Here is a 24,878-nt window from a genome sequence, read left to right on the forward strand (position 1 = left end):
TGAAAAAAGATAGTTTATTCCTTTAGGAACTAACTATCTTTTCCATCCTATTTGTCTATAGTGGTAAATCTCTCTTCTTAAATAACACAATTGCTACTGCAAAGATACAAATCGCGCCAAAAGTTAGTCCAACACTCACTGGCCATATGTTGTATGTCCCTGCCACAATTTCTTTTGGCCGAAACAACGTAAATAATGATATATTTCTCATCCATTCTAGCTTATCGCTTAATTTCCCTACCATATCTAGTAAATAAAATAAAATTGTCACACTAGCAGAAAGACTAAGAGCCTTTCTTTCATCATTACATATACAAGAGAATAAAAATGAATAGGCACTGACTACAAGAAACAACAGTCCCCCAACTAAATTCATTTTGAAGAATACTTCTTGATTTAAATTATTTTCTTTCAAGAGCCACTCTGCTCCTAATACACCCGCTCCATACGTCGCAAGTATAATGATGAATAGTCCTAGAATAAGAACTACTCCTTGTGTGATTGCAATTTTCACTCTAGATACCGGTGTTGCCAGCAAATAAGCCATCGCTCCTTTATCTACATGGCGAGCCATTACATGCGTAGCAACTGTCACACTAAAAATTGTCAAAATAATAATAAACAGCATCCCATAATATTCACCAGCTAAAAAAGCAATTACATTTTGAATGGGGGATTCCATACCAACAATTTTCTTTATACTATCTGGCATAGCACCTATTATTTCATTGAAACCTTTCGCCGACACCATCGATGGAAAGATCCAAATTAATAACCACAAATAAAGAGCCGCACCAATCGAATAACTCCATATACTTTTTTGATTTTCTTTAAAACTAGCTAAAAACAGCTGTTTATTCATGTTTCACACCCTCCTTCGCATCATAATAATGCATAAATAAATGTTCTAAATCCATTGTTCTCGTTTGAAGTGTTTTCACATTATACCGAGCAAGCGTTTGTAAGACTTCCTGATAATTCCCCTGTACAATAACGGATGCTGTATTCCCCTTTATCACTTCAAATTGTAAATTTTCCTTTTGCAAAGAACGTATTTCCTCTTGTGACGAGACCGTTACATCCATTACTTGTCTTCTCATTCCTTGTAAATTATGGATGTTTTCCACCGTTACAAGGCGACCATCCTTAATAATAGCTACCCGATCACATGTCCGCTCAATTTCTGTAAAAATATGAGATGACATGAGAATCGTCTTTCCTTTTTGTTTTTCCTCTAGTATGAAATCAATAAACGTTTGCTGCATGAGCGGATCCAAACCTGACGTTGGTTCATCTAAAATTAAAACTTCAGGATCATGCATAAATGCAGCTACAATTCCTACTTTCTGTTTCATCCCTTTAGACATTTTTCGAATTGGTGTTTTCACATCAAATTGTAATCTTTCAATGAGTTCATCACGTCTTTTTGTATCTTTCATCCCTCTCATACCTTGCATAAGTTTCAAAAACTCTAATCCATTCATGCCTTCTATAAAAGAAATCTCTCCTGGTAAATAACCAACTTCTCTTTGAATTTTCGCAGCCTCATTCCAGCAATCTAACCCAAAAATTTCTGCATGACCAGCAGTTGTTTTTATAAATCCCATTAAATTACGAATTGTCGTTGATTTCCCTGCACCATTTGGTCCTAGATAACCAAAAACTTCACCTTCTTTTACTTGAAAAGTAATATCAAATAAGCCTTTTCCATTCGAAAACTGTTTTGTGACATTTTGGACTAAAATCATTATTCCACCTCATTTATTGAAATATTTAATGGTTTATATTTCAAAATTATTGTACTCCTCTCCAATCACATTGGCAACAACTTTTTGAAATATTTATATGCGTATATTTCAAAATTATTGTTTTCCGTTTTATTTTCTTGTATATTTTAAGTGAGGTGATTGTATTGAACGGGTTTGAAAAAGTAAAAGAAAAGAAAAAACGAGCTATTAAAGATGCAGCGTTGTTATTATTTTCAGAACGTGGATTTAACGAAGTAAAAATAGGGGATATTGCAAAAGAGGCTAAAGTATCTCAGGTGACAATTTATAACCATTTTGGAAGTAAAGATGCCCTTTTTAGAGAACTTATTCAAGAATTTACGACAACTGAATTTCAATACTATCAAGAAATAGCAGCTGAAAACATGCCATTTCATGATATGATGCATAAAATGATACTACGAAAGATGGAAAGTGGCAGTTTATTTCATCCTGAAATGCTGTTGCAAGCAACTCAAAAAGATCCAGAACTCCATGAATTTCTATATCGTTATCAACACGAGACAGTCCTTCCTTGGTTTTTCGAGATATTAGAAAACGCACAGTATAAAAATGAAATTAATCCAAACCTTTCAAAAGAAATGGTGCTACTATACATTCAAATGTTTAGTAAGCTAGGTGAAGATTATGGGGCACAGCTCTTAGAAGGAGATCGTAAAAAACATATAAAAGATATTGTTACGTTGTTTTTTTATGGACTTTCTAATCCCGACAATATGACTCGCAAAAATGAAAATGCAAGTTTGAATTGAGCTATTGAGATCAAAGGGGAATGTTATATGTCACAAGATAAACTGTTCTATGAATTGGTTTGTATGAGCTGTAGACAAATATTTAAAGCATATGAAGGAACTAAAATATACAAACTCTTTAAAGAAAATAGCAATGGAAAATACACTTGTGAGCATTGTAGTCATAATATACAGCTAGAAGCAATTAAAAATTTTTTTAACAAATATTAAAAAAATTTCTCTAAACGAATCTAACATATAATTTCAACCACGAAACTCATCAAAAAAAGACACGAAATCGTGTCTTTTTTATTTATAATGAAATAACCCTACCTGTTTCACTACTTTCAATAGCAGCTTGAATCATTCGAATTACTTGCAACCCTTCCTCCGCTGTTACTGGAGGCTGTAGACCATTTAATATGCTATCTCGAATCCCTTTGTAATACATTTCATAGCATCCTACTTCTGTTGGAATATGCTTTGTCTCTTCTTCTGTTTCTAAAACCGCAAACTGACTTTCCTGATCTTCTCCATATCCAATATCCCCTGGCTTCATACCAGCTTTTAATTGCTCTTCTTGTGAATCCATACCATATTTCACAATCGAACCTTTATCTCCATGAACACTAAAGTGAGGTCCTGCATGTTTCACATAACTACTACTATGTAACACGACACGCTTGATTCCATAGTGAAGTACAATATGGAAATAATCATCTGTTTCTGCCCCAGGTCTTTGCTTTACTACATCCGCACTAACAGCATCTGGTTTTCCAAATAAATGTAATGCTTGGTCGATTAAATGCGATCCTAAATCATATAAAATCCCTGACCCTGGTAAGTTCTTTTCACGCCAACGATTACGCACATGAGGACGGAAACGATCAAAATGCGCTTCATATGCATACACATTTCCAATTTGTTTCTCCTCAATTAATTTCTTTATTGTTAAGAAGTCATTATCAAAACGGCGATTATGATACACACTAACAAAAACATTATGCTCTTTCGCCAATCTAATAAGTTCTTCTCCCTCTTCAATTGAAACAACGAAAGGTTTTTCTACAACAACATGTTTACCATGTAAAATAGCTTCTTTCACAAATGGAAAATGCGTTGTATTTGGTGATGTAATAACAACAAGGTCTATATCATCTCGTTTTACTAATTCTCCAATCGTTTGAACCACTTGTACAGTTGGTAATGCTTCTTTCACTACCTCTTCTTTTGAAGATACAATCGCACAAATATCAAATTCATCTATCGTTTGTAATAAAGGGATGTGAAATGTTGTACTAGAAAACCCAAATCCTACAATCCCTACACCTATTTTTTTCATATAATTCCTCCATTTATGAGAACGATTTCATAATTATTATAGCAATTTTTATTTTATTTACATAACGATTTGCTCATTCTTAGATTAGTAAAAATAACGTAAAACTTTAAGCAGTGGGAATTTCTTCATACTCACTGCTTATTAACCCTCACCTCCCCCTTTGCTCTTGCCAAATTTTGAGTTGAGAGTCTTACTACCCGCAAATAGCGGAACAAAAGTATAGAAGATAAATAGAATTATAAAAGATGTGTATATTCACATCTTTTTCGACTTTTTAAGGAGCAACCTCATTACCATCAAACTAATAAAGTGAAACTTTAATCAGTGGGGGTTTTCCTCATCCCCCACTGATTATCAGCTCCCGCCGAATTTTGAGGTGGGAGTATTACTGCCCTAAAGTAGCGGGATAAATCTATTGACTCACCTAAATAACAAAACAAGCTAAATTCTTATAAATAGCTGTAAAGAAAAATTTTTCGTTTTGAGGGCACTTTAAAATATTTACTGGATGAGCGTAGTCAGCCTCCAAAAAAAAGGATATGCATACTTCCAATTTATCTCATCTTATTTACTTTATTCTTCTATAAGATTTTATAAAATCAAAATTTTCTCAATATACAAAACAAAAACATAATTTATAATAACTCTTGAGCCAATCATTTTTAAAATTTATTTTTTATATTCTACTTTCTTAGAGGACTTTATTACATTATTTCCATCTTTAAAAAAGAAAGGTTGAAGTCATGAACAATACAGAAAAAAAACTAGAATACATATTGTTTAGTAGCTGGTCTGTTTCTTTTATTGCAACACTCGGGAGTTTGTATCTGTCTGAAATAATGAAATATGAGCCCTGTACATTATGCTGGTATCAACGTATTCTCATGTATCCACTCGTTCTTTTACTAGGAACAGCTATTATACGGAAAGATTATAGAATTGGGGTTTATAGTCTGGTTCTCGCTATCCTTGGCGCATGTATAGCTGCCTATCACTATTCCCTTCAAAAAATCCCATTTTTATCTGAAAATGGAACATCATGTGGGAGAATACCTTGCACAGGAGATTATTTAGATTGGTTCGGATTTATTACAATCCCATTTCTCGCTCTAATAGCCTTTCTTCTTATTATTATTTGTTGCTTTATTCTTATTAAAATAAGCAAGGAGAGAAACAGTATATGAAAAAAATGCTTTTTTTCATTATTACTATTTTATCAATATTTACACTTATTTTTATTCTAACCAATAAAGGAACAAAAAGTGAAAAAACCACAAGTACTGAGGAGGTAGATTATTATAAAAACCAAATTACCCCCGAACAATTACAACAAGATCTATCAAATCAAAAAACAAAAATAGTTTATTTCTACAAAACGACCTGTCCGCATTGCCAAAGGATTTCACCAATTGTAGTTCCTATGGCAAAAAATATGAATATTGATATGCAAGTTTTGAATCTAGAAGAGTATAAACAAGGTTGGGATATGTTTCAAATAAAAGGAACCCCTACAATTATCTCTTACAAAGACGGGAAGGAAATGAACCGTATATTAGGTGAACAGTCCTTCCAAACGTTTCAAACATGGTTTGAAAACAACAAATAAGAATTTTCATTTTACTAAAACACTATTTTTTCAAACCTATATTCTATTAATTTATAAAGAAGTAAAGGGAATCTCCCTCATGCTTACCAATATTGAATACAATTTAATTTTTTACTTGTTAAGTATGAGGGGGATTCCCCATTTGCAATAAAATATAATTTATTAGGAGGTAACACGTATGTTTAAAAAAGTTGCATTATCAATTGCTTCAGTAGCAGTAGCAGGTTCAGTTTTATTTGCAAGTCAAACGGTAACGGAAGCTGCTTTTTATCCGGTACAAAAAACGGGTTCTGGGCTAGATCTTCGCACGACTCCGACCATAAATGGCCTACGGACTGAATCAAACATTCCAGATGGCACTAAACTTTGGTTATATTGCTATGTGAATGGCGAATCTTATATGGGAAGTAAGGTTTGGGATTTTGTAGATGATAATGGCTATGGTGGTGAGTTAGATCAAGGCTATGCTCCTGACTATTTCATTAAAACTGGTTCATCCAAGCCAGTTGTTGGATACTGCGCTTTTTAATTAAAAAATAAGAAAACAGCCTCATCGGGCTGTTTTCTTTTTTACATAGTAATCTCAGTAGTAGTTACTGCGCTTACCTCATTTTTTGTTTGTTGATCTCGTACCACATCGGTAATTACTTTTACGGATGTAATATTGTTTGGAGCTTGAGATAAGAAACAGATAAGTGTAAGCTTCATTTTTTCCTTAGCATTTAAGCTTCGACTTTTCAGATCAGCATTCATTTTATATACATCTACTTGTTCACCATTACTTAAAATAAGTGTTTTAAAAGGCCCTTGTTCCAAATCCAGTACTTGATCTGAAGTATTCTCTAAAGTAGTTGTAAATTGTATTGCATTCATTTGCTCTGTACTTAGTCCTCTTTCTTTTAAGTTGTATTTCCCAATTTCACTTACTTCTGTACTCTGAATTACCTTAATTCTCTCTACTCGAATATGAAGAGGCCCTGCTTCTATCATTGTATTGGGCTCACTTAATTGCTTTAGAACCACTGTTCCAAGTGGATGCTTTGCTTCTTGTCCTACTTGTGTTAATGGCTCTGTATAAGGCTTTGCTTTCACATTCGTTTCAGCTATTGGAGCTTTTTTCGTATCAGATTCTACCTCTTTTTCAGAATTCGTTTGATTAGAACAAGCAGATATAAATATACATACAGATACAGTCATTAAAAAGGAATATACTTTTTTCATTTATGGGCTCCTTTATTACAGAATATAGTTCATATATTTATTACTGTTCTACACTTCTTAAATTATTGTAAATTAACAATGTATTTTTTTGAATATTAAAACCAACAATATATGCAATCTTATATTGAGAAAATTTATTGTTACATATTTTCGTGTCTGCTTCTTTCAAACATTTCTTTACTTTCATTTGAAGAGTTCGTGATAACAAAAATACCCGAAATAACCAATACCATTCCAAAAATATGATACCAGAAGAGAGGTTCATGTAATATAAAAGCTGATAAAATCACTGTGCTTATAGGCATTAAAGCTGTAAATACTGCCGCTGTCCCCGCTGATACTACTTCTAATCCTTGATTCATTAATAGAACAGCTAATACAGTAATTACAACTCCTGTATATAATACGAGTAACCACGCCAATGGAGATACAGTAAAAAAGTTAAAATTTAAGGATTGATATATCGCAGAAGGTAAAAATAATATCGCACCTGTCAAACTCATAATTGTTGTCATTGTTAAAGGTCTTAAAGGCGTAGAAATTAATTTCCCAAAAGAAAAGAAAATTGCTTCTCCAATCACAGCGCAGAAGATTAACATATTTCCTGTTAATGAGTGCGAGCCTACATTAAAATTTAAAAGTTGACCAAAAACATTGATAGACAATGTACCTAAAATAGTTAATAGAATCCCTCCTATTTTATTCATTCCTAATCTTTCTTTTAGAAAAAAATAAGAGATTAAAGCCATTATTGCAGGCGTGCAACTCATAATAATACCGCTATCTAAAGCTGTTGTTTGTTTTAAACCATATAATGTGCAAACACTAAATAAAAACACACCTATAAAACTTTGAAGAAAAAATATAATGTAATCCTTTTTTACTAGTTTAGGCATTTTTTCACCTTTATATAAAAATAAAGGAAGTAATATTAAGGAAGCAATTAGTAATCTAAGCTCTGAAGCAATAAATATAGGAAGTTCTTTAATAATGTACTTATTAACAATAACAAAACTTCCAATTGCAACCATTACAAATGACATTTGAATATAAGCAATTGTTTGTTTGGACATATTGGATTCCTTTCTCACTAAATTGTTAGTATTACAAGCTTTATTTAGCATGTTGCTTGTTATTATTTTGATATTCAACTGGGTTACATAGCATAAGCTCTTAAGCCTTTATGAGTTGAAAGATCTTGTATGTATGATGATTTTATAGTTAATTACTCTTTGATTGAAAACTCGTATATAATAAATCGGCTCTTTTAGAAAACAAGAATTTCTAAAAATCATAACTAACAATAGCATGTAGCATCTTATATTTGCAAAATAAAAAATTGATTATCTTTTGAGAAATTTATACTGAATCGTCAACCATAGAATAAAAAAATTTTTTTATGGTTATGCTTCTTATCCTTCAAAAACACTATTATTTTAAAATATCTTGCATATTTCTTTATTTTATTTGAATGCTTATATTTTCAATAAACTTTCTAGGTATTAATTTTGATGTTGAGAAAAATAATTATATTCAGAATATTATTGACGATTATTTTTTTAGAATGATACTATGAACAACGTGATAAACAAGTTTCAAATTAGCATCTAAACTCTATATGATGGCAGTGTAGCCAAGTGGTAAGGCATAGGTCTGCAAAACCTAATTCCTTGGTTCAAATCCAAGCACTGCCTCCATACATTTTAAGGGGGTAACATATGTCGAATTCAATGAATGTAAAAAAGAAAGGAATTCATCAATTAGTTGCATCAGAAGAAGAGATGATCAAGTTAATCAGTGAAGAATTAAAAAATACTACTCAAGAAGAATTAGTAATTATGTCAGGGCACTTTATGCTCTTTTTTGATGAAGAAACAAATAGCTTAACTCCTGGAATTATCGAAGAACAGAAAACAGATGTGATGAAAGAAAGGATTTCACGTAGAGTAGGTATATTCCCTTTATACACGTGGAATATCGGAATTCAATTAGGCGAGCAATTTTATGAACAATTTAGAGACATTAAATATCTACTATTAATTAATGATTGGCAATATGTTCCATCTACAAATACAAGCGTTAGTGATCTTCGTAAAGAGTTTTATGAGAGATATACAGAAATTCCAGAAGCTTACGTTACAAGTTTAGAAAAGAGTAAGCACTTTAATCAACAGAGTATCTTGTCTAGCCGAAAAAATCCGATCTTTTTCCCTGAAACTTGGCTTAAATATAGATTTCAAAAAAGTGCTAGTAAGCTAGTAAAAGAAGGAAAATTAGAAAAAAGAATGCTAAACGATCGAGAAAATCAATCCGAAGTATCATTTGTAGATGCGGATGGAAATTATAAAACATTAATTAGTTGTGGTGTAACTGGATGTGCAGGAGAAATTACAGAAATGATAGCTGAGGTACATAAGGCAGGTTATAGAGCATTGTTATTATTCGCACCTGGAGAATGTTACCAACCAGTACGTACAGGTATTGAAATTGCTCTTAATCTATATAATTTAACCGGGATGAAAGTTATTGTTGCGGATCCTGGTGGAAGTGGTGAAATGTCAAAAGAAGAAATCTATGAAAAAACCGTTAATTTCTCTGTGTTTTCTTCGTGATAAAGGAGGGCAATGCTTATGAGACAGGTGTACTTAGATTATGCTGCTACTACTCCATGTCATAATAAGGTGATCGAAGTGGTAGAAAAGTACATGAAAACAGAATTTGCAAATCCTTCATCTCAGCATGTGATGGGAAAAAAAGCACAGTATGCGGTGTATCAAGCGAAAAGTAAGATTGCAATTTCTATTGGTGCTCATAAAGAAGAAATAATATTTACTTCGGGAGCAACAGAAAGTAACAACTTGGCATTGTTAGGAGCAATTGATTATCATGAAAAAGAACCTGTAAATGTAATTCTCTCACCTATAGACCATAAATCGATTTTAGAGGTTGGAAAAGAGTTACAAAGAAGAGGTATTATCGTAAAATATGTGGACATTAAACGTGATGGAACCATTTGCTTAGATTCATTGAGACGCTTATTAGATGATGATACAAGGGTTGTTAGTTTTGCATATGTTAATTCCGAGGTGGGAACAATTCAACCTATCAATGAAATCTCTGCTTTATGCAGAAAGTATAAAACATTGATACATGTAGATGCTGTTCAAGCTTTTGGAAAAATACCAATAGATGTGAAAGAATTGGATATAGATGCTTTATCATTATCGGGACATAAAATTTATGGACCAAAAGGTATAGGCATTTTATATGTAAACCAGCACAAACAGGAATATTTCCGTCCTTTATTATTTGGAGGCGAACAAACATATTTACGCAGTGGAACATTACCAACTTCACTAATAGCTGGTATGGGCGTAGCAAGTGATATAGCTATATTAGAACTAAAAGAGAATTATGAAAAAGCACTGAAATTAAGAACAATTGTTATAAATCAAATTCAACAAGAAATACCCCTTTCTCGCGTAAATGTATGTATGGAAAATAGCATACCTCATATCATAAATATAATGATCCCAAATATTAGTTCAGAAACACTTATAGCAGGTATGAGAACTGTTTCTATTTCTTCGGGATCTGCTTGTAATTCAAACAGCTTAGAACCGTCATATGTATTACAAGAGATTGGATTATCAAAAGAAGAAGCTAATAGTTCTATTCGTATATCAATTAGTCCCTATTTAAGCGAAGAAGAACTTTTATACGCTGTTGATGAAATTATAGCTAAAATTAAAGATATTTATTGTGTGCAACAGGGATTTTAAAAATAATAGAAAAAAGCACTCTTTTTTCTATATATCTTCACAGAAAGAATCGTGCTTTTTTATGCTTCACAACAGTCTAAGATTTTAATAAAAAGTTATAACTTAAAACAATATATTTTCGAGAGTACCTCATAGTCCTAATAGGGCGGTGACATACTATACTTCCCTTCTTTCAATCAATATATAATTACCTTTATTTTTCATCCTAATTCTTTTTGGTTTACTTTCATGAAAAAACTAAAAAAATTAGAATCGTGGTGAGTTTAAAACCCTACTACTCCAAGAAACCCATGTTCTATATAGAACATGGGTTTCACTAATAAGATGAGTATATTTAATTGAAATTCTTACTATCGTTTATTCACTCTATCCGCTTCTTCGTCCACGTTTCGACCACTTCACCTGTATCCGTAACATCTAGTACTAAACTACCGTTACTATAGCGGTCTTTATTACGGAATGCTTTTGGATCTATTTCTTCGACAATCTGTTTTTCTGTTTTCATATAAACAAGTTCATCATCTCGAACAATTTCAATACCAACAATACGGTACGGATTACGTTTTAACTCTTTAAAGATAACAAGGCCGCGCTTCGCCCTTGTTGATTTCTCAATTTCAGAAGCTTTCAATCGCTTAACCGCGCCTCGCTGCGTGACAAGAATCAATTGATCTTTTTCACTATTTAACGGCTTACCAGAAGCAACATAGTCATCTTCTTTTAAATTAATCGCTTTTACACCAGCTGCTCTTACACCAACTGGACTTACTTCTTCTTCGCTGAAGATAAGTGCATATGCACCATGCGTTGCAAGAACAATATCACTTGTTCCGTCTGTTGCGAATATATCCACAACTTCATCATCTTTTTTCAAGTTTACAGCAACGAACGCCCTTGAATAGCGCTGAACTTTATACTGATTTAGTTCCGTTTTCTTAATCATACCATTTCGCGTTACAAACACTACGAAACGTTTTTCTTCCTCAAAACTCGGTACAACCGTTGCCCAAATTAACGTCTCATCTCGTTCAAGCGAAACAATATTCGCTACGTGCTGGCCTAAATCTTTCCAACGAATATCTGGCATCTCATATACTGGAAGATAAATATAGTTTCCTTTATTCGTGAATAAAAGAACTGTTTCTGTTGTGTTTGTATCGAAACGTTCGAGTAAGATGTCGCCCTCTTTCATACCGAAGTCTTTCCCGTTCGATGCATTATGTGAACGCCAGCCTGTTCGTTTCACATACCCTTCTTTCGTTACAGTAACGATGACATCTTCTTGTGGAATCATAACTTCCACATCAATTTTAATTTCTTCAATTTCTTCTTCAATAACAGCACGGCGTTGATCGCTATACGTTTTCTTTACTCTTTTTAAGTCCGCTTTAATAACTTGCAGAAGCTTTTTCTCACTTTGTAAAATCGCCTGTAATTCTGAAATTTTCTTTTGCAGTTCTTCTGCTTCTTTCTCCAGTGCGGTAATATCTGTATTCGTTAAACGATACAATTGCAGTGATACGATCGCTTCCGCTTGCGCTTCTGTAAATCCAAATTTTGCACTTAAATTATCTTTAGCATTACGTTTATCTTTAGATGCTCGAATTGTTTCAATTACCTCATCTAAAATCGATAATGCTTTCATTAAACCTGCTACAATATGCTGACGGTTTTCTGCTTTTCTAAGTTCATATTCTGAACGACGTGTAACAACTTCTTTTTGATGTCCAATGTACGCATCTAAAATCTTTGGTAAAGTCATAAGTGTCGGACGACGATTATTTATGGCTACCATATTGAAGTTATATGGAATTTGTAAATCAGTATTTTTATATAAGTAATTTAAAATACCTTCTGCGTTTGCTTCCTTTTTTAATTCCACAACAATACGAAGACCTGTACGATCTGTCTCATCACGGACTTCAGCAATCCCATCCAGTTTTTTATCTAGACGTAATTCGTCCATTTTTTTTACTAAATTCGCCTTGTTGACTTCATATGGAATTTCTGTAATAACAATTTGTTGTTTACCACCACGAATCGTTTCAACTTCTGCTTTTCCGCGAATGATGATTTTTCCTTTTCCTGTTTCATACGCTTTTTTAATCCCATCAATCCCTTGAATAATACCACCTGTTGGGAAATCAGGTCCTTTAATAACCGTTAATAAGTCATCTACCGTACTATTAGGTTTATCAATACGCATCATTGTAGCATCGATTACTTCACCAAGATGATGCGGTGGAATCTCAGTTGCGTAACCAGCTGAAATTCCTGTTGAACCATTTACTAATAGATTCGGGAACATCGCCGGCAGGACAACTGGTTCTTCACTCGTATCATCAAAGTTTGATACAAATTCTACTGTTTCTTTATCAATATCACGTAGTAACTCAGAGGCAATCGGTGATAGACGAGCTTCCGTATAACGCATCGCTGCCGCTGGATCACCATCCACGCTACCATTATTGCCATGCATTTCAACTAATACGTTACGTACTTTCCAATCTTGGCTTAAGCGCACCATCGCCTCATATACAGAAGAATCACCATGTGGGTGATAATTACCAATAACGTTACCAACTGTTTTAGCCGATTTACGAAACGGCTTATCATGTACATTTCCTTCTACATACATGGAATATAAAATACGACGTTGTACTGGTTTTAAACCGTCACGCGCATCTGGAAGCGCGCGGTCTTGAATAATATATTTACTGTAACGTGCAAAGCGATCGCCTAACACGTCTTCAAGCGGGAGGTCATGAAACTTCTCTGCTTGCATGTTATTCCACCTCCGTCTCCATAATCATTTCATTTTCTAAAATATTTCCTTCTTCTTGCATACCGAATTGTACATTTCGCTCAATCCATTTACGGCGTGGTTCTACTTTATCACCCATCAACGTCGTAACGCGGCGTTCAGCTCTTGCTGCATCATCGATTTTCACGCGAATGAGCGTACGCGTCTCTGGATTCATTGTTGTTTCCCACAACTGATCCGCGTTCATTTCGCCTAGACCTTTATAGCGCTGCAACATATATCCTTTACCGACTTTTTTCGTCACATCATCTAACTCTTCATCTGACCATGCGTATTCAATTACTTCGCTTTTTCCTTTTCCTTTACTTACTTTATATAAAGGTGGAAGAGCAATGAACACTTTACCCGCTTCAATTAACGACTTCATATAACGGTAGAAGAATGTAAGTAGTAACACTTGAATATGCGCACCATCTGTATCAGCATCGGTCATAATTACAACTTTATCATAATTAATATCTTCGACTACAAACTCGTTTCCAACACCACCGCCAATTGCATAAATAATCGTATTAATCTCTTCGTTCTTAAAAATATCAGCTAGTTTTGCCTTTTCCGTGTTAATTACTTTACCTCTGAGTGGCAAAACTGCTTGGAAACGGCGATCACGACCTTGTTTTGCAGAACCACCAGCAGAGTCACCCTCTACTAAATATAGTTCGTTCTTTTGTGGATTACGTGACTGCGCAGGTGTTAACTTCCCGCTCAATGTTCCTTCCGAACGTTTTTTCTTTTTACCAGTTCTCGCTTCTTCTCTTGCTTTTCGTGCTGCTTCACGCGCTTGCGCTGCTTTAATCGCTTTTTTCACAAGAAGAGTTGCTACATCTGGATTTTCTTCTAAAAAGTACGCTAAGTGTTCTGAAACAACTGCATCTATAGATGAACGGGCTTCACTTGTACCAAGCTTCCCTTTTGTTTGACCTTCAAATTGCAGTAAATCCTCCGGCACACGTACAGAAACAATTGCTGCTAACCCTTCGCGGATATCTGTACCTTCTAAGTTTTTATCTTTTTCTTTTAATAATGAGACTTTACGCGCATATTCATTGAAAACACGCGTCATCGCCGTTTTAAATCCAGCTTCATGCGTCCCACCATCTTTCGTACGCACATTGTTTACGAATGAAAGGATGTTTTCTGAATAACCATCATTAAATTGAAATGCAAGTTCTGCTTCAATTCCATTTTGTTCACCAGCGAAGTATACAACGGGATGGATAGAATCCTTTTCTTCGTTTAAGTAAGAAACAAAAGCTTCAATTCCTGTTTCATAATGAAAAATATCTTCTAAATCATTTCGTTCATCTTTTATAGTAATTTTCATACCTTTTAACAGAAATGCAGATTCACGCAATCTCTCACATAACGTTTCATAGTTATAATTAGTTGTACTGAAAATAGATGGATCTGGTTTAAAATGCATCGTTGTTCCAGATTGCTTTGTTTTCCCGATTTTCTCTAGTGTCGTTACAGGAACACCGCCATTTTCAAAACGTTGCTCATATATATTCCCATCACGTTTAATGGTTACAACGAGCCACTCTGATAAAGCATTAACAACCGATGCACCAACACCATGTAAACCGCCACTTGTTTTATATCCGCCTTGTCCAAACTTACCTCCTGCATGAAGTACAGTTAAAATCACTTCAGGTGTAGGTTTTCCAAGCTTATGCATTCCCGTAGGCATCCCGCGCCCTTTATCAATCACACTAATACTATTATCTTTATGTATTACGACAGAAATTTCGTCGCCAAATCCCGCTAATGCTTCATCAACGGAGTTATCTACTATTTCGTATACTAAATGATGCAATCCACGGCTGTCCGTACTCCCGATATACATACCTGGGCGTTTTCGAACAGCTTCAAGGCCTTCGAGCACCTGAATTGCATCTTCGTTATATTGAAACTGATGCTTTGCCAAACTCCTTGCCCCTTTCCTAATCAAATCAGAACATATGTTTCTATTATAGAATAACGCCTTAACCATACTTTTGGCAAGTTATGTTATGTCTTTTATATACCATTTTCAATAGAAAAATCCTTGTTTTTTCACAAGGATTCCTCTAGGCTACTATTTCAGAAAAATAATCGTTTGTCAACGAGAAATGGATATGTATTCCAAATTACATACTCCACCATTTGGCAATTAGCCAAATGACAATTATCCAAAATGGGATAACAAGTAGCAATCCCCAAAAACAGCCTTTAAAAAATCTCATGATGAACACCTCGTTCATCTGCCCAGTTTTCAAGTAATTCCCTCTGAGCTGAATCAACCTTTCGTTTACACTGTCTATACTACCGTGTCATGGCGTGTTCTACTTTAATACAACGATCCATAATAACAGTATAGCCCTTTTCCTTTAAAAATTTATATGTATCTTCATCCTGTACTCCTAATTGTGCCCAAAAAATATCCGCATCAATCTCTACAAATTCCTTCGCAATGTCCATTAAAAATTCAGAACGACGGAATATATTAACGATATCAACATGCTCCTTAATATCTTTTAATGACGGAACAGCTTTTTCCCCTAGCACTTCATCTATGACCGGGTTTACTGGGATAATGCGATATCCTGCATCCTGCATCGCTTTTGAAACCATATATGATGTACGTTCTGGTTTGTCGGATAATCCAACAACCGCGATAATTTTGCTATTTTTCAATACTTCACCAATTTCCGTACGAGTTGGGTTTTCAATTGTCATAGTAAATCCCTCCTATTCCTTTAGTATAGCCGATAAAGAAAGTCTCTTTCAACACGAAAGAGACTTTCTTTATTAATTCGTCGCAGCAGAGTTATCAGCTAATGTAGCTGTTTTCGTCATTTTTTCACCATTTCGATAGAATGTAACTTCAATTTTGTCGCCTACTTTTTTCTTTTCATATAAATATTTACGGAATTGAAGCGCATTTTCAATTTTTTGTCCATCTAACGCTACAACAACATCATATTGCTCAAGTCCTGCCTTTTCAGCTGGTGAAACGGAATAAATTTTACTTAAGAGAACGCCATTTGTAACATCTTTTGGTAACTTTAATTGCCCTAATGCATACGGTGGTAAATCTTCAAGCGATGCCACCCCAACTCCCATTGCTGGACGTTTGACCGTTCCATCTTTTTCAAGAGATTCAATAACTGGCTTTGCCACATTAATTGGAATCGCAAAACCAATTCCTTCTACTTCTTGCTGCGCAATCTTACTAGAGTTGATTCCAATGACTTCACCATTTTGATTAAATAATGCGCCGCCACTATTCCCTGGGTTAATTGCTGCATCTGTTTGAATAACTTGCGCTTGCCAATCTGGCTGTTTGTCACCATTAATATCAACCGGGATTTCACGTTCTTTACTACTAATGATTCCTTCTGTCACACTGCCATCAAAACCTAATGGATTCCCAATTGCAATTGCAGATTCACCCGCGCGAATTTTACTAGAATCACCAAGCGTTGCTACTTTATTTATATTAGATCCATCAATCTCTACAACAGCTAAATCTAACCAAGGATCTTTCCCAACTAATTTTGCATCCACTGTTTTACCATCACTTAGTTTTACTACAAGCTTGTTTGCTCCATCTACTACGTGATTATTCGTTACAATCAAAGCCTTATTCCCAGCTTTTTTATAAATTACACCTGATCCTGATCCAGCCTGGGCTTCTTCTTGTCCTGTCGGCTGCAATGCAAATGGATCAATATTTTTTTGCATATTCATTACACCGACAACAACCTCTTTCGCTCCTTCGATCATACCAGGTAGATCTGTTTCACCTTTTGTTTTATTTACAACAGGAACCACAGTTCCCTCTACTTTTGAATTAGAAGATAATGGCGATGAAACAGCTGTCCCGTTTCCATTTGCCCATGGCATATACGGAGCTGCAAAACTAATCGAAACCGCTCCGACAACTGCTCCAACTAAACCAGTGAAAAAATATCCTTTTTTGCTGCCTGATTTTCTAACTTCTCTCGTTTCACTATGCTCTTCATTCATATTCGGTCCGTCATAATATCCCATAATTGCTATCCCCTCTCTGCTGAATTCGTATTTTCAGTATAGTCACATTTTGTGTCCTTCTTGTGAACTCATCGTGAAATCCAATTAAAAAAATACTCTTATTCATTATTGTAGACAAAAAATCTATAATTTGTACATTTTCATCTACAAAAGAGAGTGTAAATGTACTATATTCCCAACTTATATATTTTTTCAACATATAAGTTGCTGCTGCGAAGAACAGAAGGAGACCTTCACTCGTTTCCTCCCTCTGTTTTCTACTTGGGCATGGGGCTAAAAAAGGATTTGACCGCTTTTAGCCATGGGGGGCGAATCCTCTCTTCCAACCAAAAAGAAAGATTTTCTATCGTTTTTTCAATTTGTATTACATAGTATTTAAGAACTATTCCTCGAACTTATATCCAACTCGAATGACAGTTCCGATATGTTTTGCTTTGTCACCTAACTTATTACGCAACTTTTTTATATGTGTATCGACAGTACGATCATCACCATAATAATCATATCCCCAAAGTTGATCTAATAAATGTTGGCGTGATAATACGATTCCTTTATTCTCCATTAAATAAACAAGAAGTTCAAACTCTTTATGTGTTAATATAATTTCTTCTCCGTTTACCGATACTGTACGCGAAAGACGATTCACATCGATTCCTGCCATAGAAAGTGCATTCTCTTCTGCCACCCCTACTGCCCCATCAGCGCGCTTTAACAAAGTTTTCGCTCTCGCAACTAATACTTTTGGACTAAAAGGCTTTGTTACATACTCATCAGCCCCAAGCTCAAAGCCTAGCAATGTGTCATCTTCATCAGAACGTGCTGTAAGCATAATAATTGGTACTGCTGACTCTTTTCGAATGCGGCGACAAACAGACCAACCATCTATTTCTGGTAACATAATATCTAACATAATTAAATCAATTGTATGTTCAGCAAATAATTCTAACGCTTGTTTTCCATCTTCAGCTTCTATCACTTCAAAACCTTCATTGCGAAAATAATCACTAACAATTTCACGTAATCTTCTTTCGTCTTCAACAAGTAATACCGTTTTATTCATCTGACCTATCCCGCCTTTTTACTCTTTCAATCGAATCATACGTTGATTGGAGCTTCCGCGAAATGGAAGTGTTAAATCTCTTTTTTCAAGTTCAAACCTTCCATCGACCAGAACATCTCCATAATGTAACAATTCTATCATATCATTATTTTGAGAACTCTGTATCTCTTCTAACGTATAACCTGTGTAAATCCATAAGTTTTTTTTCAAAGCCTTTACCGCTTTTGCTACCATCTTCACTTCAGTAGCTTGAAAAAATGGATCTCCACCTGAAAATGTTACATCAGTAAGCGGATTTTTAGCAATCTCTTTTATAATTTCTTCTGTAGTCATTTCAGTACCATTACAAAGGTTCCACGACTTAGGATTATGACACCCTAAACAGCGATGCGGACAGCCCGCAAAAAATACGACTGTCCGCAACCCTTCCCCGTCTACAACACTATCATGAATAATATTCATTACTTTCATTTATGCTTCACCCGATCCGCTTCTTCACTGCGTTTTGCACTATTCCATTTCGACATATCTCCTACCAGATATCCCGTTATCCGGCGAATCCGTTCTATTTCATTCTCATTCTCGTTTCCACAACTTGGACATTCATTTTCGATGACCCCATGGTAACCACAGCACTTACAACGATCAACTGGATGATTAATTGATCCATATCCTACTCCATACTTTGCCATTGCCTGCACAATTTGTTTTAATGCTTTTTGATTATGAACTGCCGCTCCATCTAATTCAATATACGTAATGTGTCCGCCATTACAAAGTGCGTGAAATGGCCCTTCTAAACGTATTTTATCAATTGCTTGAACCCGGTAATAAACGGGTATGTGGAACGAATTTGTATAATAATTATGGTTTGTCACACCACTAATGATTCCAAATTCATCTCGATCTCTTTTCACAAACTTGCCTGATAATCCTTCCGCAGGAGTTGCAATTAAAGAGAAATTCAGCCTGTGTTCTTCCGCGGCCTGATCCATCTTCTCTCTCATAAAGGTCACAATTTCATTTCCAAGATCCCATGATTCTTTATCTTCCCCATGATGTTTTCCTGTTAAAACAACTAAACATTCTGCAAGACCGATAAAACCAATACTTAACGTTCCTTGTTTCAAAATTTCAGCAACAGAATCTTCAGGATGCAGTTTTTCTCCGCCCCGCCATACTCCTTGTGAATATAAAAAGTGAAAATCTCTTGCCTTTTTGGTACACTGGTAAGCAAATCTTTCTAATAGTTGACAAATGCCAAGATCCACATAATAATGTAAAGCTTCAAAAAATGCTTCTTTTGAACCGCTAATCAATGCCAATTTCACTAAGTTAATAGAAGTAAACGATAAGTTCCCTCTTCCAATTGCGGTCTCTTCCCCATGAATATTAGACATAACACGCGTACGACAGCCCATATAACATACTTCGCTTTCTGGACGACCATCATAATGCGCTGCATTAAATGGCGCATCTAAAAATGAAAAATTCGGGAACAACCGCTCAGCAGTCGTTTCTAATGCCAATTCAAACAAATCATAGTTCGGATCACTCTCTTCAAAATTGACACCTTTTTTCAGCTTAAAGATTTGGATAGGGAAGATAGGTGTTTCACCTTTTCCTAATCCAGCCTGCGTCGCTCGTAATAATTGCTTAATTAATAATCTTCCTTCTTTCGATGTATCCGTTCCGTAGTTAATAGAGATAAACGGAACTTGCCCACCTCCCCGGCTATGCATACTATTAGAATTATGAATAAACGCTTCACAAGCTTGATACGTATCGTTTTCTGTTTCCTTCCATGCAAATTCTTCTACTTGCTCTTTTGTTAACGGATACGCCCCTAATCTGTTCTTATTTCTCTCAAATGTTTTTCTCACATACGGTGCTAAATCAATATCAAATAAGGCAAATGATTGACCGCCGTGCTGCATGTTCTGGTTTGCCTGAAAAATAATCGAAGAAAGCGCCAACGCGCTTTTAATATCTTGTGGTTGTCTCATATGTCCATGCCCGGTATGAAATCCTTTTTCAAGCATTTGTGCTAAAGGAATTTGCGAACATGTTGTCGTACCTGTCGCATAAAAGTCTAAATCATGTGGGTATAATATATTTTGATTGATTGCTTTTTTTACTTCTTCAGAAAGTAACTGTTCCATTGCATAATATTTGGCGCTCTCAGATGCAAATGTTCCCATCATTCCCATTGGAGATCGTCCGTCAACATTTGCATTTTCTTGCATTAAATCTTGCTCATTCCCGTGGACAATTGTTTCAAAAATCTTTATTAATTCTTCTCCACGCGCACTTTGTTTCATCATTTTTCAAACCCCCAACAATATCTTGTTAATTCACTAACAAAATGATACAACATATAGTTCTAATCAATCTGTGAGAAATGTAACATTCCTGTGAAAGTTTTTTTAAGAAACTTTGAATTTTTCATTTACAAAAAAGAAATGTGCTCTTTACAAATGTATGGTACAATATACGGGAAAAACTCTTTTTACCCTTTATCAACACATTTGAATAAAGGAGACTGAACTTATGCTTATTACATATCTTTTATTTATCGTTGCCTATTTGCTTGGCTCGATTCCATTTGCACTTGTTGTAGGAAAAATTGGTTACGGAATCGACATTCGCGAGCATGGTAGCGGTAATTTAGGAGGAACGAATACATTTCGGACGCTAGGGAAAAAAGCAGGTTTTATCGTTACAATTGCTGACATTTTAAAGGGAACGTTAGCGACAGCACTGCCGTTAATTTTCGCCTTAGATATCCATCCCCTTTGGTTTGGATTAGCTGCAGTTCTTGGACATGTATATCCGATTTTTGCAAAATTCCGCGGCGGAAAAGCAGTTGCAACTTCTGCTGGAGTACTCTTATGCTACGCGCCAATTATTTTTGTAATATTAGCCGTTGTCTTTTTCACCCTGCTATTTACAACGAGATACGTATCGCTTTCTTCTATGGTAACAGCAATCGTAGCTGTTATTGCATCAATTATTGACGGGGATAAAATCTTCATTGTTGCGATGTGTTTATTAGCTGGTATGGTTATTTATAGACACCGTGCAAATATTGGACGAATTATAAATAAAACTGAACCAAAAGCAAATTTAACAAAGAAACAAAAGTAAGGTTGTGACCCACATAACGCAAAAAGAAAACGCAAAGCATATTAATAGCGTCTTTTTGCGTTATTTTTTATACTAAAGAAAAAGCAACATAACTTGGAGGAACTATACATGAATCTTTCCGTAACAAAAGAAGCAGTAAATTGGTATAAAGATGAATTAAACTTACAATCTGGCGATACACTTCGCTTTTTCGTACAATATGGTGGTTGTAGCACTGTTCAAAAAGGACTTTCTTTAGGAATTCGTAAAGACGATCTTGCACACCCTGCTGTTCAAATCCAAGAAGAAGGCATTACTTTCTTCGTTGAATCGGATGATGAATGGTTCTTTGATGGACATGACTTATCCGTTACACTTAACGACGGTGACGACTTCCCTCAATTTAATTATGAAAAATAAAAAAGTGTGGCCCAGGGCCACACTTTTTTATTTTTTCTTAATTTCTTCATATTTCGCATACCACTCAGGATATAATTTCTTAAAAGATACAGGACGAAAACCCTCTTTTTTCGCACAAATATTTGTTGTTGTAGCGGTAATACAAAGGTCTCCATCACCATTATAAATTTCATATCCGTAAATAACACGAAGTGGACTAACTGAGTCAATCCATGTTTTCACAATTGCTTTTTCTCCATAACGCATTGCTTTCCGATATGAAATTTGCAAATCTAATACGGGAGAAATAACGCCTTCTTTCTCCATTTCAATATATGAAAACCCTAATTCTTGTATTAATTTTGTACGCCCTAATTCCAGCCATACTAAATAATTTGAGTGATACACCACACCCATTTGATCTGTTTCCGCATAGCGGATCTCAATTTCGTGTTCTGCTACAAACATATCACAATCTCCTTCTCACTTCTGTTTCCTCGCATACATTTAATCATAATACAGTGAAATCAAAAATAAAATAGAAACGATGGATCTTTTTACTGAAAGGAGCGAGTATATGATTCAAATTGTAACCGTTCGTAGCGGTGATAGCGTATATAGCTTAGCGTCAAAATACGGCACTACACCTGAAGAAATTGTAAAAGACAATGGACTTAATCCAGCTGAAACACTTGTTGTCGGTCAGGCACTAATTGTAAATACGAAAGGGAATAACTATTACGTACAACCTGGAGACAGCCTTTACCGAATTTCTCAAACATATAACGTTCCTCTTGCGAGCTTAGCAAAAGTAAATAACTTGTCATTAAAATCCATTCTTCACGTCGGCCAGCAGTTATACATTCCAAAAGGCTCAAAACGAGCAATAGAATCTATTGCCTATTTGCAGCCTTCTACTATTCCAATTAAAGAAAGTTTAGTGAATGCCACACGGGCTATTATTCCTTATCTCACATATTTAGCCTATTTTAGCTTTGAAGCATTGCGCGACGGAACCTTAAAAGAACCAACTGAAACTGCAAGAATTGCTCAAATTGCTGTGCAAGGTCAAACGATTCCTATGCTCGTGATTACAAATATTGAAAACGGCAATTTCAGTGCTGAATTAGCCTCTATTTTTTTACGGAGTGCTACCATTCAAAACAAATTTATTACTAATATTCTACAAACAGCTGAGAAGTATAATATGCGTGATATTCATTTTGATTTTGAAAATGTTGCGCCAGAGGATCGCGAAGCATACAATCGTTTTTTACGAAATGTAAAAACAAGACTACCAGAAGGATATACATTAAGTACAACACTTGTTCCCAAAACGAGTTCTCAGCAAAAAGGAAAATTTTTTGAAGCACACGATTACAAAGCACAGGGAGAAATTGTCGACTTTGTCGTTATTATGACATATGACTGGGGATGGCAAGGTGGACCACCGATGGCTATATCTCCTATCGGTCCCGTGAAGCAGGTAATTCAATATGCAAAATCTCAAATGCCTCCGCAAAAAATTATGATGGGACAAAATTTATATGGTTTCGACTGGAAACTTCCCTTTAAAGAAGGAAATCCTCCTGCAAAAGCAGTGAGTTCTGTCGCAGCTGTTGCACTTGCTCGTAAATATAATGTGCCAATTCGTTATGATTTCACAGCACAAGCACCACACTTTAATTATTTTGATGAAAATGGTGTGCAGCACGAAGTATGGTTTGAAGATGCTAGATCTGTTCAAAGTAAATTTAATTTAATAAAAGAACAAGGTATTCGCGGGATTAGTTATTGGAAAATCGGGCTTCCTTTCCCGCAAAACTGGCGCTTACTCGTGGAAAATTTCTTGATTACAAAAAAAGGCTGACAACTGTCAGCCTTTTTACCCATTATACTCAGATTCATCTTTTATTTCACTTTTCAATGAATCAATACTTTCTAAACGGCGCTGATTTTTCGCTTCAATTGCAGCGCGATCTTTTTCATTCGAAACCTCTGCAGTTTCTTTTGCCTCATTAAAGTTATCAATCGTGTTTTGTACCATTTCTTGCAATTTTTCTACATTATCACTTCGATCATCTGGATTCGCTTTATATTGCTCTGTCATGCTATTTCCCTCCTAATTGAGATATACATACCATATTAGCTTTCCAAAAACGAATTAGATTATGTATGCACATAAAGAAAAGGAGAATGAGAACATTCTCCTTTTCTTTAACCGTTATCCACAATCGGTTGTTTTCCTGTCTGGTCTTGCATTTGCTTCCCTTTATTTCCACCAGCTTTTTTTGACTGTGTTCCAATGTGATCTGGTGCAAAATCTTTTGAATTCTTTTTTGGATTACCCATTATAACCGCCTCCTTACTACTAGTATCATACTAGTAGTAAGAATTATTCAGCCTGCTTAAAAAGTTGCATTTCATAACGCTTTTCAATTCGCTCTTCAATCCGTTCAATTGCATCACGATCGCTTAATAGTTGCCTTTTATTTTCCCTCACAAGTTCTTCAAATGATTTCCGACGACTTCTTCTCATGCTGCTCATCCTTTCTCCTTCTCTTTCTTACTAGTTAGTATGAGCAAATGAAAAACTCTTTAATCAGATTTGCAAGAAAATTTTATGTTTTATGGGGTCCCGCCACACATCCATCAACTTAAGGTATATGTTTATACAAAGGCGGATCTTTCCATGTAATTTTTCATTATTTTTTATAGACATCCTAAAAGTAGGCATATCAAATAAACCCTGACGGATTACAATTTTTTCACTATAATTATGCTACCTGATGAATGGAAGTGGTATACTCATAAACAACACCCAAAATATCAAAGACTGTTTTTTTCTCATATCTGTGGGATTTTCGTCCGTTTCGCTGTAGGAGGTTAAACAGACGAAGGAGAATCTTTGATAATTCTTGGGTGTTTTTTTGTAATGCTTGATGAAACAGTAAGAAATAATCTT

General features: G+C 35.1%; 26 protein-coding genes, 1 tRNA gene and 1 pseudogene. 11 read left to right on the forward strand and 17 right to left on the reverse strand.

What is annotated here, in order from left to right; all coding sequences use genetic code 11:
- Positions 1-55: 55 nt before the first annotated feature.
- Positions 56-862, reverse strand: coding sequence for an ABC transporter permease subunit (locus AC1M36_RS03390; protein WP_336453839.1), 807 nt, complete (start codon positions 860-862; stop codon positions 56-58).
- Complete coding sequence (locus AC1M36_RS03395; RefSeq protein ID WP_479845593.1) at positions 855-1,748, reverse strand: ABC transporter ATP-binding protein; 894 nt, start codon at positions 1,746-1,748, stop codon at positions 855-857. The genes AC1M36_RS03390 and AC1M36_RS03395 overlap by 8 nt, the downstream gene beginning before the upstream one ends.
- 137 nt (positions 1,749-1,885) lie before the next feature.
- On the opposite strand from AC1M36_RS03395, the gene AC1M36_RS03400 reads away from it, so the two are divergent.
- Both AC1M36_RS03400 and AC1M36_RS03405 read left to right on the forward strand, forming a co-directional pair.
- Positions 1,886-2,539 carry a TetR/AcrR family transcriptional regulator gene (locus AC1M36_RS03400; RefSeq protein ID WP_479845594.1) on the forward strand — a complete coding sequence of 218 codons (654 nt, stop codon included), beginning with the start codon at positions 1,886-1,888 and terminating at the stop codon, positions 2,537-2,539.
- Between the two features lie 27 nt (positions 2,540-2,566).
- A complete protein-coding gene (locus AC1M36_RS03405; protein ID WP_254610084.1) occupies positions 2,567-2,749 on the forward strand; it encodes a hypothetical protein in 183 nt (60 codons plus the stop codon).
- Between the two features lie 82 nt (positions 2,750-2,831).
- Here AC1M36_RS03405 and AC1M36_RS03410 read toward each other — a convergent pair whose 3' ends face one another.
- Positions 2,832-3,860, reverse strand: coding sequence for an oxidoreductase (locus tag AC1M36_RS03410; RefSeq protein WP_336453842.1), 1,029 nt, complete (start codon positions 3,858-3,860; stop codon positions 2,832-2,834).
- 743 nt (positions 3,861-4,603) lie between these two features.
- On the opposite strand from AC1M36_RS03410, the gene AC1M36_RS03415 reads away from it, so the two are divergent.
- The 3 genes from AC1M36_RS03415 to AC1M36_RS03425 all read left to right on the forward strand — a co-directional run bounded on the left by AC1M36_RS03415 (position 4,604) and on the right by AC1M36_RS03425 (position 5,995).
- A complete protein-coding gene (locus tag AC1M36_RS03415; protein WP_479845595.1) occupies positions 4,604-5,044 on the forward strand; it encodes a disulfide oxidoreductase in 441 nt (146 codons plus the stop codon).
- Complete coding sequence (locus AC1M36_RS03420) at positions 5,041-5,466, forward strand: thioredoxin family protein (RefSeq protein ID WP_336453843.1); 426 nt, start codon at positions 5,041-5,043, stop codon at positions 5,464-5,466. The genes AC1M36_RS03415 and AC1M36_RS03420 overlap by 4 nt, the downstream gene beginning before the upstream one ends.
- A gap of 178 nt (positions 5,467-5,644) precedes the next feature.
- Positions 5,645-5,995: a hypothetical protein gene (locus tag AC1M36_RS03425; RefSeq protein WP_336453844.1), complete on the forward strand. Its 351-nt coding sequence runs from the start codon at positions 5,645-5,647 to the stop codon at positions 5,993-5,995.
- Positions 5,996-6,036: 41 nt separating this feature from the next.
- Here AC1M36_RS03425 and AC1M36_RS03430 read toward each other — a convergent pair whose 3' ends face one another.
- Positions 6,037-6,687, reverse strand: coding sequence for a hypothetical protein (locus tag AC1M36_RS03430; protein WP_336453845.1), 651 nt, complete (start codon positions 6,685-6,687; stop codon positions 6,037-6,039).
- A gap of 140 nt (positions 6,688-6,827) precedes the next feature.
- A complete protein-coding gene (locus AC1M36_RS03435; RefSeq protein WP_479845596.1) occupies positions 6,828-7,760 on the reverse strand; it encodes a DMT family transporter in 933 nt (310 codons plus the stop codon).
- A gap of 550 nt (positions 7,761-8,310) precedes the next feature.
- On the opposite strand from AC1M36_RS03435, the gene AC1M36_RS03440 reads away from it, so the two are divergent.
- From AC1M36_RS03440 to AC1M36_RS03450, 3 genes are all read left to right on the forward strand, one after another.
- Positions 8,311-8,384: transfer RNA gene (locus AC1M36_RS03440), tRNA-Cys, on the forward strand.
- Positions 8,385-8,405: 21 nt separating this feature from the next.
- On the forward strand, positions 8,406-9,299 hold the full coding sequence (locus AC1M36_RS03445) for an LPD16 domain-containing protein (RefSeq protein WP_336453847.1): 894 nt from the start codon (positions 8,406-8,408) through the stop codon (positions 9,297-9,299).
- An 18-nt stretch (positions 9,300-9,317) separates the two neighbouring features.
- Complete coding sequence (locus AC1M36_RS03450; RefSeq protein ID WP_254610082.1) at positions 9,318-10,469, forward strand: cysteine desulfurase family protein; 1,152 nt, start codon at positions 9,318-9,320, stop codon at positions 10,467-10,469.
- A gap of 361 nt (positions 10,470-10,830) precedes the next feature.
- On the opposite strand, the gene parC is transcribed toward AC1M36_RS03450, so the two are convergent.
- The 7 genes from parC to AC1M36_RS03485 form a co-directional block, all read right to left on the reverse strand.
- Positions 10,831-13,254 carry a DNA topoisomerase IV subunit A gene (gene parC, locus AC1M36_RS03455; RefSeq protein WP_336453848.1) on the reverse strand — a complete coding sequence of 808 codons (2,424 nt, stop codon included), beginning with the start codon at positions 13,252-13,254 and terminating at the stop codon, positions 10,831-10,833.
- Between the two features lies 1 nt (position 13,255).
- A complete protein-coding gene (gene parE, locus AC1M36_RS03460) occupies positions 13,256-15,220 on the reverse strand; it encodes a DNA topoisomerase IV subunit B (RefSeq protein ID WP_431613450.1) in 1,965 nt (654 codons plus the stop codon).
- Between the two features lie 377 nt (positions 15,221-15,597).
- Positions 15,598-16,011 (reverse strand): CoA-binding protein, encoded by a 414-nt coding sequence (locus AC1M36_RS03465; RefSeq protein WP_336453850.1) that lies wholly within the window; start codon positions 16,009-16,011, stop codon positions 15,598-15,600.
- A 72-nt stretch (positions 16,012-16,083) separates the two neighbouring features.
- Positions 16,084-17,328: a S1C family serine protease gene (locus tag AC1M36_RS03470; protein WP_336453851.1), complete on the reverse strand. Its 1,245-nt coding sequence runs from the start codon at positions 17,326-17,328 to the stop codon at positions 16,084-16,086.
- A 382-nt stretch (positions 17,329-17,710) separates the two neighbouring features.
- Positions 17,711-18,388 carry a response regulator transcription factor gene (locus AC1M36_RS03475; RefSeq protein ID WP_003199064.1) on the reverse strand — a complete coding sequence of 226 codons (678 nt, stop codon included), beginning with the start codon at positions 18,386-18,388 and terminating at the stop codon, positions 17,711-17,713.
- 18 nt (positions 18,389-18,406) lie between these two features.
- Positions 18,407-18,859, reverse strand: coding sequence for an anaerobic ribonucleoside-triphosphate reductase activating protein (gene nrdG / locus AC1M36_RS03480; RefSeq protein WP_336453852.1), 453 nt, complete (start codon positions 18,857-18,859; stop codon positions 18,407-18,409).
- Positions 18,856-20,712 carry an anaerobic ribonucleoside triphosphate reductase gene (locus AC1M36_RS03485; RefSeq protein ID WP_336453853.1) on the reverse strand — a complete coding sequence of 619 codons (1,857 nt, stop codon included), beginning with the start codon at positions 20,710-20,712 and terminating at the stop codon, positions 18,856-18,858. The genes nrdG and AC1M36_RS03485 overlap by 4 nt, the downstream gene beginning before the upstream one ends.
- Before the next feature lie 226 nt (positions 20,713-20,938).
- Here AC1M36_RS03485 and plsY point away from each other — a divergent pair, with 226 nt between their 5' ends.
- Both plsY and AC1M36_RS03495 read left to right on the forward strand, forming a co-directional pair.
- Positions 20,939-21,535, forward strand: a complete 597-nt coding sequence (plsY, locus tag AC1M36_RS03490) for a glycerol-3-phosphate 1-O-acyltransferase PlsY (RefSeq protein WP_336453854.1) — start codon at positions 20,939-20,941, stop codon at positions 21,533-21,535.
- 108 nt (positions 21,536-21,643) lie between these two features.
- The gene (locus AC1M36_RS03495; protein WP_336453855.1) at positions 21,644-21,934 is read left to right on the forward strand and encodes a HesB/YadR/YfhF family protein; all 291 of its coding nucleotides are present in this window, start codon (positions 21,644-21,646) and stop codon (positions 21,932-21,934) included.
- A 27-nt stretch (positions 21,935-21,961) separates the two neighbouring features.
- Here AC1M36_RS03495 and AC1M36_RS03500 read toward each other — a convergent pair whose 3' ends face one another.
- Entirely contained in the window at positions 21,962-22,381 is a 420-nt protein-coding gene (locus AC1M36_RS03500) for an acyl-CoA thioesterase (RefSeq protein ID WP_003199074.1), read from the reverse strand.
- Positions 22,382-22,490: 109 nt separating this feature from the next.
- Between AC1M36_RS03500 and AC1M36_RS03505 the strand changes: the two genes are divergently transcribed.
- Complete coding sequence (locus AC1M36_RS03505) at positions 22,491-23,783, forward strand: glycoside hydrolase family 18 protein (protein ID WP_336453856.1); 1,293 nt, start codon at positions 22,491-22,493, stop codon at positions 23,781-23,783.
- 15 nt (positions 23,784-23,798) lie between these two features.
- Here AC1M36_RS03505 and tlp read toward each other — a convergent pair whose 3' ends face one another.
- From tlp to AC1M36_RS03525, 4 genes and pseudogenes are all read right to left on the reverse strand, one after another.
- A complete protein-coding gene (gene tlp / locus AC1M36_RS03510) occupies positions 23,799-24,023 on the reverse strand; it encodes a small acid-soluble spore protein Tlp (RefSeq protein ID WP_241816344.1) in 225 nt (74 codons plus the stop codon).
- A gap of 107 nt (positions 24,024-24,130) precedes the next feature.
- A complete protein-coding gene (sspN, locus tag AC1M36_RS03515) occupies positions 24,131-24,265 on the reverse strand; it encodes an acid-soluble spore protein SspN (protein WP_000527986.1) in 135 nt (44 codons plus the stop codon).
- A gap of 43 nt (positions 24,266-24,308) precedes the next feature.
- On the reverse strand, positions 24,309-24,452 hold the full coding sequence (locus AC1M36_RS03520) for an FbpB family small basic protein (protein ID WP_174103775.1): 144 nt from the start codon (positions 24,450-24,452) through the stop codon (positions 24,309-24,311).
- A 238-nt stretch (positions 24,453-24,690) separates the two neighbouring features.
- Positions 24,691-24,878, reverse strand: a pseudogene (locus tag AC1M36_RS03525) (IS4 family transposase); the annotation flags it as partial.

Source organism: Bacillus sp. Medicinal_06, from assembly GCF_056711665.1.

Coding starts and splice junctions, on each gene's coding strand:
- AC1M36_RS03390 (WP_336453839.1), bottom strand. CDS start 862: ATGAATAAACAGCTGTTTTTAGCTAGTTTTAAAGAAAATCAAAAAAGT.
- AC1M36_RS03395 (WP_479845593.1), bottom strand. CDS start 1,748: ATGATTTTAGTCCAAAATGTCACAAAACAGTTTTCGAATGGAAAAGGC.
- AC1M36_RS03405 (WP_254610084.1), top strand. CDS start 2,567: ATGTCACAAGATAAACTGTTCTATGAATTGGTTTGTATGAGCTGTAGA.
- AC1M36_RS03410 (WP_336453842.1), bottom strand. CDS start 3,860: ATGAAAAAAATAGGTGTAGGGATTGTAGGATTTGGGTTTTCTAGTACA.
- AC1M36_RS03415 (WP_479845595.1), top strand. CDS start 4,604: ATGAACAATACAGAAAAAAAACTAGAATACATATTGTTTAGTAGCTGG.
- AC1M36_RS03420 (WP_336453843.1), top strand. CDS start 5,041: ATGAAAAAAATGCTTTTTTTCATTATTACTATTTTATCAATATTTACA.
- AC1M36_RS03425 (WP_336453844.1), top strand. CDS start 5,645: ATGTTTAAAAAAGTTGCATTATCAATTGCTTCAGTAGCAGTAGCAGGT.
- AC1M36_RS03430 (WP_336453845.1), bottom strand. CDS start 6,687: ATGAAAAAAGTATATTCCTTTTTAATGACTGTATCTGTATGTATATTT.
- AC1M36_RS03435 (WP_479845596.1), bottom strand. CDS start 7,760: ATGTCCAAACAAACAATTGCTTATATTCAAATGTCATTTGTAATGGTT.
- AC1M36_RS03445 (WP_336453847.1), top strand. CDS start 8,406: ATGTCGAATTCAATGAATGTAAAAAAGAAAGGAATTCATCAATTAGTT.
- AC1M36_RS03450 (WP_254610082.1), top strand. CDS start 9,318: ATGAGACAGGTGTACTTAGATTATGCTGCTACTACTCCATGTCATAAT.
- parC (WP_336453848.1), bottom strand. CDS start 13,254: ATGCAAGCAGAGAAGTTTCATGACCTCCCGCTTGAAGACGTGTTAGGC.
- AC1M36_RS03465 (WP_336453850.1), bottom strand. CDS start 16,011: ATGACAATTGAAAACCCAACTCGTACGGAAATTGGTGAAGTATTGAAA.
- AC1M36_RS03470 (WP_336453851.1), bottom strand. CDS start 17,328: ATGGGATATTATGACGGACCGAATATGAATGAAGAGCATAGTGAAACG.
- AC1M36_RS03475 (WP_003199064.1), bottom strand. CDS start 18,388: ATGAATAAAACGGTATTACTTGTTGAAGACGAAAGAAGATTACGTGAA.
- nrdG (WP_336453852.1), bottom strand. CDS start 18,859: ATGAAAGTAATGAATATTATTCATGATAGTGTTGTAGACGGGGAAGGG.
- AC1M36_RS03485 (WP_336453853.1), bottom strand. CDS start 20,712: ATGATGAAACAAAGTGCGCGTGGAGAAGAATTAATAAAGATTTTTGAA.
- plsY (WP_336453854.1), top strand. CDS start 20,939: ATGCTTATTACATATCTTTTATTTATCGTTGCCTATTTGCTTGGCTCG.
- AC1M36_RS03495 (WP_336453855.1), top strand. CDS start 21,644: ATGAATCTTTCCGTAACAAAAGAAGCAGTAAATTGGTATAAAGATGAA.
- AC1M36_RS03500 (WP_003199074.1), bottom strand. CDS start 22,381: ATGTTTGTAGCAGAACACGAAATTGAGATCCGCTATGCGGAAACAGAT.
- AC1M36_RS03505 (WP_336453856.1), top strand. CDS start 22,491: ATGATTCAAATTGTAACCGTTCGTAGCGGTGATAGCGTATATAGCTTA.
- tlp (WP_241816344.1), bottom strand. CDS start 24,023: ATGACAGAGCAATATAAAGCGAATCCAGATGATCGAAGTGATAATGTA.
- sspN (WP_000527986.1), bottom strand. CDS start 24,265: ATGGGTAATCCAAAAAAGAATTCAAAAGATTTTGCACCAGATCACATT.
- AC1M36_RS03520 (WP_174103775.1), bottom strand. CDS start 24,452: ATGAGAAGAAGTCGTCGGAAATCATTTGAAGAACTTGTGAGGGAAAAT.